The organism is Pedobacter sp. (genome assembly GCF_040513095.1).
GTDB lineage: Bacteria > Bacteroidota > Bacteroidia > Sphingobacteriales > Sphingobacteriaceae > Pedobacter.
Genome location: NZ_JBEVDX010000083.1, coordinates 1 through 11664, shown reverse-complemented (window position 1 = coordinate 11664; position 11664 = coordinate 1). Strand labels below are relative to the sequence as shown.

The 11664-nt window shown below is 43.3% G+C and carries 8 protein-coding genes, 1 tRNA gene and 1 pseudogene; 8 read left to right on the top strand and 2 right to left on the bottom strand.

Annotated elements, in window-relative coordinates; all coding sequences use genetic code 11:
- The first annotated feature begins 46 nt into the window (after positions 1-46).
- From ABWY16_RS10375 to ABWY16_RS10340, 8 genes are all read left to right on the top strand, one after another.
- A tRNA-Lys gene (locus ABWY16_RS10375) sits at positions 47-119 on the top strand.
- 151 nt (positions 120-270) lie between these two features.
- Positions 271-1272 (top strand): hypothetical protein, encoded by a 1002-nt coding sequence (locus ABWY16_RS10370; RefSeq protein WP_353904573.1) that lies wholly within the window; start codon positions 271-273, stop codon positions 1270-1272.
- Positions 1273-1586: 314 nt separating this feature from the next.
- Entirely contained in the window at positions 1587-2459 is an 873-nt protein-coding gene (locus ABWY16_RS10365) for an alpha/beta fold hydrolase (protein WP_353904572.1), read from the top strand.
- Positions 2460-2576: 117 nt separating this feature from the next.
- Entirely contained in the window at positions 2577-4829 is a 2253-nt protein-coding gene (locus ABWY16_RS10360) for a sensor histidine kinase (RefSeq protein ID WP_353904571.1), read from the top strand.
- A complete protein-coding gene (locus ABWY16_RS10355) occupies positions 4826-6781 on the top strand; it encodes a sigma 54-interacting transcriptional regulator (RefSeq protein WP_353904570.1) in 1956 nt (651 codons plus the stop codon). Before ABWY16_RS10360 ends, ABWY16_RS10355 begins: the two co-directional genes overlap by 4 nt.
- A gap of 296 nt (positions 6782-7077) precedes the next feature.
- Positions 7078-8001: a LysR family transcriptional regulator gene (locus ABWY16_RS10350; RefSeq protein WP_353904569.1), complete on the top strand. Its 924-nt coding sequence runs from the start codon at positions 7078-7080 to the stop codon at positions 7999-8001.
- Positions 8002-8032: 31 nt separating this feature from the next.
- Entirely contained in the window at positions 8033-8554 is a 522-nt protein-coding gene (locus tag ABWY16_RS10345) for an alpha/beta fold hydrolase (RefSeq protein WP_353904568.1), read from the top strand.
- Positions 8555-8602: 48 nt separating this feature from the next.
- A complete protein-coding gene (locus ABWY16_RS10340) occupies positions 8603-8917 on the top strand; it encodes an alpha/beta fold hydrolase (protein WP_353904567.1) in 315 nt (104 codons plus the stop codon).
- Here ABWY16_RS10340 and ABWY16_RS10335 read toward each other — a convergent pair.
- Together ABWY16_RS10335 and ABWY16_RS10330 are read right to left on the bottom strand one after the other, a co-directional pair.
- Positions 8911-10653, bottom strand: a complete 1743-nt coding sequence (locus ABWY16_RS10335) for a RagB/SusD family nutrient uptake outer membrane protein (protein WP_353904566.1) — start codon at positions 10651-10653, stop codon at positions 8911-8913. The genes ABWY16_RS10340 and ABWY16_RS10335 overlap by 7 nt on opposite strands.
- Before the next feature lie 17 nt (positions 10654-10670).
- A pseudogene (locus ABWY16_RS10330) lies at positions 10671-11664 on the bottom strand (SusC/RagA family protein); the annotation flags it as partial.

Genomic DNA, 11664 nt, shown 5'->3' with positions numbered 1-11664 from the left:
TTAATATTTAATTTCTATCTTTGCACCTCCTTAAACAAAGGGAATTGATTCCGTAGCTCAGCTGGTAGAGCATTACACTTTTAATGTAGTGGTCCTGGGTTCGAATCCCAGCGGGATCACGAAAAGCCTCAGATAAATCTGGGGCTTTTTGCGTTTACAGTAAAATCAGATTAATGTGTTTAGGGTAATTAATTGTACGGAAGCCATTATTTTGTGTGATATGACAAAAAATTTCTGTTTAAATTGCGCGCTATTTATCTGAAACATCATATGAAAACCTTATTCTTACTCATCTTTACTGCAGCTTTATCTCACCTGTGTTTAGCTCAGAAACCTTATCTGCCAGCCGCAGATTTGCCTTCCAGGAACTTAGCCATGTTTGGCAGAGGCTTATATCCGGGAAATGACACCACTTACAATTTACTAAAAAAAAGCGGGTTCAATACGTTGCTGTTGTCCAGTTTCTATATTCATGCAGATGGAGACCTGTACTCGGGAGACTCACATCAGCCCATTATACATAACGGGAAATGGGTTGGAGATGCCTCTTATGTGATAAGAGTAAAGAACCTCAAAAAGAAATCTTCCATATCACGTATTGAAATTTTATTGGAAGGCCGCTGGTACGGACAACCACCGAACACTTTTGATTTTATCCGCGACTGGTATGACCCATCCAAAAAGGTGCCGGGTATAGTCACTGGAATTTCTGAACAGAGCACGTTATATAACATCTGTAAAGTATTAAAGGAAGTACTGGGTGCCGATGCTATTTGTATTGATGATGAATCAGTGTATGACAGTCCTTCTATTATAGCGATGGGCAAGATCGCCGCAAGCCTGAATATGCACATGACATTGTGCCCTTTTAAAGGATATGCTTACTGGGGAGATATACTGAAGTCTTCAGACACAAAAGTAGTAGATGCGTTGTATTTACAATGTTATGATGGTGGCATCAGGAACGACATTAAAGACTGGGTAGCAGCGTTGAAGCCTGTGCAGCCGATATATCCGATATTCATGGTGCGTGGATCATTCAGTACCTGTAACACTTATAAAGGAAGTAAATCAGTAGCAGAAATAAAGAACCAGCTGCATGGCTTCAAAAGTGACTACAGTAAAATGAGTGGTGCTGCTATATGGCAGATGCAGGATCTGAAACAATTTGTTACAATGGGATGTGCCATTAAAGAGCCCGCCTCAGGCAGTGCCAAAAGTGTAGCCGAATTTTTAAATCAGCTACAGAAAACACTGAAAAGTGAATTGTAGTACAAACTTTAAGATTACAAAAAGCCTCATCGAAAGTTGAGGCTTTTTTTTTACCCCTACCCTTCAGGAACGCCCCCCGAATACATTAATGAGTAAACTGATAAGTTATATTACTACAATGATAATTGTTATTAGTATCATCAACAACTGATATCGAAGCCTTCCGGGAATACAAAATTGAACTTATCATTTTACTGATTACTCCCATCATGCCCGTGATGATCAAATGAACCTTGCCTTCTCTACTTTTGACTGCTGCATATGATTTATGGGGCAAACAAGTATCCTGAATTTTGAACCTTAATTATAAAAACATGAAAAATCAAACAACCTATCACTTTATTGAGATCAATGGGGTTAACATTTTTTACCGTGAAGCAGGACCGAAAAATGCGCCAACACTGGTCTTATTACATGGCTATCCTGCATCATCGCACATGTTCAGGAATTTGATAGACCAGCTTTCTGACAAGTATCATTTAATTGCAGCAGACTACCCGGGCTACGGAAGAAGTGAACAACCACCTATAGCAGACTTTGATTACACATTTGACAATTTTGCCTCTATCATTGAAACGCTGTTAGACAAATTGAATATCAGCAGATACAGTTTGTACCTTATGGATTATGGAGCACCTGTGGGCTGGCGGATCGCAGCAAAACATCCTGATCGGATTGACACCCTGATTGTGCAAAACGGTTGCGCCTATGTAGAAGGACTTGAAACATTCTGGGATCCTTTCAGGGCTTACTGGAAAGACAGGAATGACAAAGAAGCTGAAACTACATTGGCCACTTTTCATAATCCCGACGGGTTGAAATGGCAGTATACCCACGGAGTGCCTGATCCTTCAGTGGTGAGCCCGGATAATTGGGAAATCGATCTTCGCCATTTGGAGAGACCTGAGAACGGACAGATACAACTCGATCTCTTTTATGATTACGGCACCAATCCTCCCAAATACCCTGAATGGCAACAGTATTTTAGGGATTACAATCCAGAAATGCTGATCGTTTATGGTAAAAACGATTATATTTTTCCGCAGAGTGGTGCCGAAGCCTATAAGAAAGATGTGAAAAACCTTGAATACCATCTGTTTGATGCAGGACACTTTGCTCTGGAAAGTCACGGAGCTGAAATTGCTGCAACAATCAAGGACTTTCTGGACCGCAAGGTTAGTCAATAGCAATATGGTGTGTGCGCGTAGCAAAGGGCGGCGAAGGTATGCTGCCCTTGCTATTTAAGAACAAAATTTATCAATTTTTATGTAAATTAGAATGCCCGACATTGTATACAGTTGCCAATGAAAAAATATTGCCTGTTCCTCTTTTTGCTGCTTTTATCGAAGCTGGTACCGGCACAATCAAGCAGCCTTGAAGAGCTTCCACTGCCTGTGTTGAAACATAAACTTGCAGAAAGCAAAACTGATACCGGCAGGGTTCAGCTTCAACTGGCACTTGGGCGCGTTATTCTTGACAGACCGGGAAACGGAAAAGAACAACTGGATTCGGCTTTCCTACTTGCCGCCCAGGCTGCAAGACTCAGCAGAAAGGTAAATTATATTTATGGCACCATCAATGCAATGATACTTTCAGCACTTTGCTGGAATAAAAAAGGAAATCCTGAAAAAGGCTTTCAGACCGCCCAACAGACATTGGCCTTTGCTAAAAAAGTGAACAGCAGTTTCGGTATAGCAGAATCCTACATTGTCATGGGACATCATTACGATGTCTCAAAGTTAGACGGACTCAATAAAAGAAGGAAATATAATAACAAGGCCATCGCCATCTTCAGAAGGGACCGCATGATGCTGCGGCTCGCGTCCCTGCTAAAAGACGACGCAGAATTGCTGGTCCTGGCACAAAGGAAAACTGAAGCGGTAAAATTGTTGTTTGAGTCTTTGAATATCGCCAAATCAATTGGTTATAAGCGTATCCACAGTATCTACTGGCTGATCGGCAGAACTTCGAACGAAATGGGGGATTTTCCCAATGCTATCAAGTATAACCTTCTGGCCATCAGAACTGCAAAAGAAGTAAGCGATACCACATTACAGCTCTGCAGTATCTATCATACTATGGCAGTTACTTACAGTAGCATGAATGACTACAGCCGTGCTATCCCCTATTCATTGCTGGCATTAGGGATTGCAAGGCATTATAAAAACAAGGACTACATAGCAACGGTATCAATGGTCCTTGCAACAGCATACACCCACATTAAGAGACCTGATAAATCCCTGGCGTTATTATATGAGATCAGTAAAAACTGTAAAACTGATCTGGAAAAGCTCGGCGTCACCAACAATCTGCTTACCAATCTCAGCTATGCAAAACAATTCAGTATTGCTGAGAAATATGCACGAGAAGTAAGGAGATTATTAACTAAAATCTCTGCCAACAATTATGAACTTTTCAGGGCTTCTTATGCAGCCCTTGCTCAATATTGTTTAAAGACGGGGCAGTATGCCAAGGCCAGAAAATACAATGACCGTTATGCTGAGCTGGTGAAAAGCATAAATTCCGCCTCAGAAATCCGGGTCACAGAGCAAACATCGTACGAACTTGATTCCATCAATGGCAATTACAAATCGGCGATCGGTCATTACATGGCCGCACAGCGGATAAAAGACTCTGTTGACAATATAACCAAGGCCTATCAGGTAGCTGTACTGGAAATAGAAAATGAAACGAAAAAGAAAAATGAGCATATTGAAACACTGACCAAAGAGGCCCAGACAAAAGACAACCTGCTCAAACGGAACCAGCTCATCCAGAAAATGGTCGTTGCAGGTTCCCTTTTGCTGCTGATCATTACCATGCTCATCTACAGCCGGTACAGACTCAAACAAAAAACAAATTATAAACTTAAGCTCAGCCAGCGTGAACTGGATCAGAAAAACATCTACCTGGAGGCATTAAATATTGATCAGGTGAAGCTGATCAAAGAAAAAGAATGGCTGATTAAAGAAGTGCATCACCGGGTGAAGAACAACTTACAGCTCGTAACCAGCCTGCTTTACTCACAATCAGTTTATCTGAATGATCCCGCAGCGGTACTTGCTATACAGGATAGCCTCCGCCGGATGCAGGCTATGTCGCTGATCCATCAAAAGTTATACAAGGATGAAAATACGACTACCATTGCGATGGCTGAGTATATCACTGACCTTGTAAGGTATCTGCATGAAAGTTTTGATACCGATAACCGTATAATTTTTGAACAGACCGTAGAGGACATAGAACTGGATGTCTCACAGGCAATTCCGCTGGGGCTGATCTTCACAGAAAGTATTGTAAATGCGATAAAGTACGCCTTTTTAAATGGAAGAAAGGGACGTGTATTTATCAGTTTACAGCACGACGGGGACGATCATTTACTGCTTAAAATTTCAGATAACGGAATTGGACTACCTGAAGGATTTGAAACCCGGGAGCGCAATTCGCTGGGGCTCGACCTGATGGAGGGACTGGCATCACAATTAAGGGGCAGTTTTGATATCCAAAATGATAATGGAGTACATATAAAGATACGATTTGCTATTTTAAAGAAATGAAAAAAAACATATTGATTGTTGAGGATGAATTTATAGTAGCCAACGCGCTGCGCCTGACGCTCCTGCAGGCCGGTTATAAGGTGACAGGCATTGCTCCTTCGTCTGAAGCAGCAGAAGAGCACATAGAAAAGCTAAAACCTGACCTCGTCCTGCTGGATATCCGGTTAAACGGAGAGCTGTCCGGGATTGACCTCGCGAAAAAGCTGAGTGCTGCGAACATTGCTTTTATTTACCTCTCCGCCAATTCAAGCCAAAAAATACTGCTGGAAGCCAAGAAAACCGAGCCTTTCGGATTTCTGGTCAAACCATTCAGGGAAAAGGATTTACTGGTCGCACTGGATATTGCATGGTACCGTCAGAAAAACAGCCTCGAATCGAGATTACTACAGGAAACAGTTTTACAGAAACAGTTACTGGATATAAGTAATGAGACAGCAGAAGACAAAGTTAAGCTGCTGAAAATCGCACGTGCAGTACGGTCCTTTATTCCATTTGACCTTATTGTAGCAGGAGCAAGGCCTCTCCCTGCCGGACAATATACAGATTCCGGATATCTGCGTACAGGTTTTGATGAATACCAGTTTATTGGCGAAAATGAACTGATGACCATTGCAGGCCTGAATAGAAATACCCTTTCGGTTATCATTGAGAACAGCAGTACAGCAGCTCCGGACGGAATTTATGATAGTGGAACAATGAATGCTTTAGTTAGCCCACTGCAGAAGCTATGGCTGGAGTGTTTTAAAATAGAATCGTACCTGGTCTTTCATGTTACAACCGGTCGCGGACTGGATTATTATTATACCTTCTACAGCCGCCAGCGTGATATTTACATGCAAAAGCATTTGACTATACTGAACCTTTTCAGACCCTGCATGACCAGTGTCACGGAGAAAATGATAGTTTCTGAATCTATTTCAATTCCTGAAACATCATATGTTGCCGGTAAAGATGAGCTGGAGATAACAGGGCGACAGGAATTTGCTGGTATAATAGGAAAACATCCGCTTTTACTGGCCGCACTGGATCTTACAATACAAGTGTCACCCTACAATACTTCCGTCCTTATCCTGGGTGAAAGCGGGACGGGGAAAGAAAAAGTAGCAAGGTCAATTCACGCCCTGTCGGCTAGAAAAAGCGGGCCATTCATAGAGGTAAACTGTGGTGCAATACCAGCTTCCCTGATTGAGTCAGAATTGTTTGGCCATGAAAAAGGTGCATTTACCGGTGCCACCGAAAAAAGAAAAGGCAGGTTTGAACAAGCTGAGGGCGGTACCATTTTTTTAGATGAGATCGGAGAACTGCCCCTCGAAATGCAGGTTAAACTTTTACGTGTATTACAGGAAAAGGAAATAAACTATGTGGGCAGCAATTTACCGAAAAAGATAGATGTGCGGATCGTTGCAGCTACCAACCGGATACTGGAAAAGGAAGTTGCCGACGGACGGTTCAGGCTCGATCTGTATTACCGACTGAATGTTTTCCCCATTACCCTACCCCCACTGCGCGAACGGAAAAGCGACATAGCAGCATTGGCTTCCTTTTTTGCCAGCAAATTCTGTAAAGAATTTAATAAAACCTTTAAGGGTATAGCTGCATCAATGATGGATGATATGCTTGCTTATTACTGGCCCGGAAATATCCGTGAACTGGAGAATGTTCTTGAGCGCTCAGTAATTCTCTACGATGGGAAATCAGAATTGCAATTGAAACAAACGCTCACAGGCATTTTACCAGAAGCATCCGGAAGAGCAGAAATTGAAACAATGGACGATGTGAAACTCGTGCAGCAGGAAACTGAAAGGGCCTATATCATTTCTATGCTTAAAAAAGCAGAAGGCCGCATCCGCGGAACAGGTGGAGCAGCTGAACTGATGAATATCAAACCAACCACCCTCGAATCAAAAATGGCTAAACTCGGTATTACCAGGGGAGATATAACATACTCCTGAGAGAGCTGATAAATAACGGCAGCGGATAAATCACCGGGGAACCGGCAGCCTCCGATATTTTCAGAGTCGCGGGTAGCCGCATCCGAAAATATCGGAGAAGCCATTCATTCGACCCCAAAAATTCTTACTTGAACAAAAAAATATTCATTGATAATCAAACATTTGAGGAATAATCGGCTGATATCCATACATTCAATACTTGTGGCACGGCTTTGACTATAAGAGGTTTAAAGATAAACGAATGGAATGTACAATCGTTTATCCATTGAACAGATTACTCTCAAAATCAAAAAACAATGCTCAATTTGGAATGGTACAGGACTTTTAAAGTCATCTACGAAGCGGGTACATTATCAGCGGCAGCACAGGTATTATTTATTTCGCAACCCGGGGTTAGCTTGCACCTGAGTTCACTCGAATCCTATACTGGTTACCGACTTTTTGAACGGGATACCAGAAAAATGATGGCTACCGAAAGGGGTACGATGCTTTATAATTTCATTATAGATCATATGAATAAACTGGAAGAGGCCGAACAGATTTTTCACCGCAAATCCAGGATAGAAAAACCTACTGTCAGTGTGGGAATGAGCTTTGAGATTTTTCAGCATACGCTTGAACCCTATGTTTCGGAGCTTCCGTTTAAACTGGTGACCAGATTTGGCGAGTCTGCCCAGTTGCTGCAGGAACTCAACCACGGAGCATTGGATCTTATCCTGACCACACAGACAGGCCATCAGCAAAACTTAGCCTATAAACCCTTCAGTACAGAAAGAATGGTGCTCATTTGTGGTAGCCAGACTGATACAGGAACACTGGATGAACTTCTTTTGAAAAATGACAAGGCTGCTATTAAAGATTGGTTAGCCCTCCAGATCTGGTATTCTACGGCTGCTGATACAGACCACCTGAATAGATTTTGGGAAGTCAATTTCAATTCTTCGCCAAGGTTCAGGCCAACCTATGTCCTGCCCTACTTTGGTTCAATTTTGCGCTGTATGGCTAATGGTAATGGTTTTGCAGTTGTGCCCGATTTTCTCTGCCGCAAAGATATAGACGATCAGACAATAAAAATGGTTTGGGAAGGCAACCAGCCCATTGAGAATGTGCTTTATTTTGGAAAGCGTAAAAAAGCAGTGCATACCACTGAAATTGAACAGCTGGAAGATATTCTATCGAGAAACTGGCCGCCCTTAAAAACACTGGCAGAATTACAATAGTCCTGCATAACTAAAAACTCAAACACAATTTATGGAACAACATTACAAAACCCGATACCACAAAGTCCAGATCGAAGATACCGACATATTTTACCGTGAAGCCGGAGATCCCCAGCAGCCGGTTATTCTGCTGCTGCATGGTTTTCCTTCGTCATCTCATATGTTCCGTAACCTCATCGAAAGGCTGGCTCCTCATTATCATCTCATCGCCCCTGACTATCCAGGCTTTGGATTTAGCGGTTGCCCTTCTCCTGAGGTATTTACTTATTCCTTTGATCATCTTGCAGTGATCATGGAAAAGTTTATCGACCGGTTACATTTGAGCGCCATCAGTTTTTACATGCAGGATTACGGTGGGCCCATAGGTTTTAGAATCATCAGTAAGAGGCCGGAACTGGTGAAAGCATTGCTGATCCAGAATGCCAATGTGTACCTGGAAGGACTGGGACCAGATGTACAGAAAATCGGTGCCTTAGCTGAGGCAAACGATGTTACTGGGCTGAAAGCTGCGGCTAATTACATGATGTCATTTGAGGGAATAAAGGAACAGTAGGTTTATGGCGCTGCAAACCCGGATGTGATAAGTCCCGATAGCTACTATATGGATCATGCACTATTCGAACAGCCGGGCATCAGGATGATCCAGAACATCCTTTTTGATGACTACGGTTCTAATTTTCCTCATTATCCTCAATGGCAGGAATATCTCCGTACTCATCAGCCGCCTGTACTCCTCAGCTGGGGAAAGAATGATAAAATATTCCCGGGTTCAGGTGCCCTGGCCTACAAGAAAGATTTGCCTGCAGCAGAACTTCACTTATTTGATGGCGGCCATTTCCTTCTGGAAGAGTATGGAAATGAAATAGCCGCACTGATCCATAGCTTCCTGCAAAAGCTGCCGCCAGCAGGTCAATAACCTGCATTCTGACCAAATTCAGCACCATTGGTTAAAGCATTCAGTTCTACCTGCGGCACCGGACGTAAACGATGAAAGGGTTGTACATCTACAATGTCAGGATTATCGGTTTTGATCCGGTTCACAAACTGATCGCCTGTAAATACACGCTTCAGGTCGTACCAGCGCAAATGTTCTCCGCAGAGTTCACGGGCACGCTCATCGAGTATAAAGTTGATCCCGCCGCTCTGCACCTCAGCCGCAGTAGTCTGCATGGCAGCTGTTTGATTGACCGGGGTTTTGATGGCGGCACGTGTACGCAAAACGTTCAATTGAGCAGCAGAGGCAACATAATTGCCCAGTTGAAATTCAGCCTCGGCTGCAATAAGGTACATTTCTGCAAGACGGATTACCATAATATCTGCAAATCCCGGTTGTCCGTCAACTGCTGTACGGCTGCCATCCAGGAATTTCTTTAAAGGGACAAAATCGCTTAGCGACCTGATTGTACCGTTTGTATTGTAAAGATCATTGATGTCATACAGCACCCAGGGTTTGGTAGCTTTGTCGGGCACAACCTGTTTAGTTAATTCCATTGCCCTGCTGGTACCCGGTACGAGTGCCGTTCCTGCAATGGAAGCTGATTTTCCGTATGTTCCAGCAGTAGCAGCTGTCCAGGTAAATGCGGTGTTTGCCGTCCAAGTCTCCTGAAAAGAGGCTGGATAACGGCCGTCGAGCTGCTCATTGAAAAGGTTAAGAAGGAAACGGGTAGGTTGCAGGCGTTTTTGTCCGTCAAAGCCATAAGCAAGGCTTCTTACCAATCCTGGCCGGCCGCTATAGGTTGTAAGGTACCAGGCGTGCAGCCGGTTGGCGTTCAGATCATAATCCAGCTGTACATTTGTTGAATTGCTGATGATATACAAGGCCTCTTTGTTGTTTCTGTTGTTCTGAGGATTCCAAAGATCCGCAGGAGATGCCCATAAGTCAGTACCCAGCTCGCCTTTTCGCGTAATAACATCGTTGGCTGTGTTGCGGGCAAGTGTTAAATAATCCGTACGTTCCTGCCCGGTTCCGTAATAGGCTCTGGAAAGGTAGGCCCTGGCTAACATTCCCAAGGCAGATTTTTTAGAGGCCCTGCTGTATTCTGCGCCCCAGAAACTTGCGTTTGGAAGATTATCCACAGCAAATTTAAGGTCTGCTATGATCAGGTCGTAAAAGGCATTTACAGGGCTGCGGGTTGCAGTCAGCTCAGCTGTCTGTGTTTCTGTTGTCCGCAGGTTTACACCGCCAAATTGTTCCACAATGTGCCAGTAATAAAAAGCGCGTAGAAACCGAAGTTCTGCTAACCTGCGGTTCTTATCTGCCTGATCGGTAAATCCGGCGCCATCAATACGGTTGATACCGGCATTGCACAGGTTAATCGCCTGATAGAATAAACGGAATATGGTACCGGCGGAACCTGGGGCGGCTGCTGTTAAGCCGATGTATTTTGTGACCTGGTTGGCAAAACTCATTTTATTGGCAGTAAACCATAAATCAGTTCCCCCTTCCGAAATTAAGGTGCCATCCTCTTTTCCGTAGTAAGCGCGCTGCTCCCTGTAAGCACCATTCACGGCAGTCACAAAACCTTCAGGCGTGGTCCATGTAGCATCAGATGTAGCGCCACCGGGGTTGTATTCTTCCAGATTTTTAGTGCAGGACAACATTGACAAAACAAATATTCCGATACCTGCGATTTTATATAAATTCGTTCTCATACAGTTTCATTTAATCTTTAGAAGTCCACATTTACCCCAAATACCAATTGTCTGCTCAGTGGGGATGACTCTGCTCCTCCACGCTCAGGATCGTAATCGTTTAACAGGGAATTTTTTGAATAAGTAAATAAGTTAGATGCAGTTGCGTAGAACCTCAATGTGCCTATCTTTAATTTTTCGGTCATGCTTTTGGGCAAGGTGTAACCCAGCGATACGTTCTTGATCTTTAAAAACGACCCATCAATATAAAGCAGTGATGTATAGGTATTTGGATACAGATTGTTTATTGCGCCACGTCCCGGTGCAGGGAAGTCGTTGGAAGGATTATTCACTGTCCAGTAATTAAAATTTGCTGGGCCGTTTGCTACGCCCGATGGATTGTACCTGCCGATAAACTCGCCCTTAACTGTTTGCCCGTACCGTGCTATCAGAAAAATATTGAGATCAAAGCCTTTGTAGTTAAATGTATTCTGAAGACCGCCAAACCAATTAGGCTGCTGGTGTCCTACTACCATTCTATCGTTGTTAATGTCTATGATGCCATCCCCGTTTACATCTTCCACCTTGATATCGCCGGGCTTAAAAGCTACACCATTTAACGTAGTAGTGATTGGCATATCTGATAACTGCCATATGCCTGTCTTTTTATATACATAATAAGATTGCACCTGCGAACCAATCAGCAGTGAATTTTCTTCGGTATTAATGATATCGCGTCCATCAACCAGGCCGGTTATTTTCTCGCTGTTTTTTGAGAACGTTGCAGTGGTAGACCATTTAAAGTCCTTGCTTTGTATGTTTACAGTCGTTAGTATAATATTTACACCTTTATTTTGCGTAGCTGCTATATTCTGATAAACCGTTGTTTGTCCGGTGGATTGAGGCAGAGACCTTGGGTACAGCAGATCTGAGGTTTTAGTAAGGTACCAGTCAAATGCCAAAGTCAGCCTGTTTTTGAATGCTGTGACATCCGTACCTATGTCCAGGGTACGTGATTTCTCCCAGCCCAGG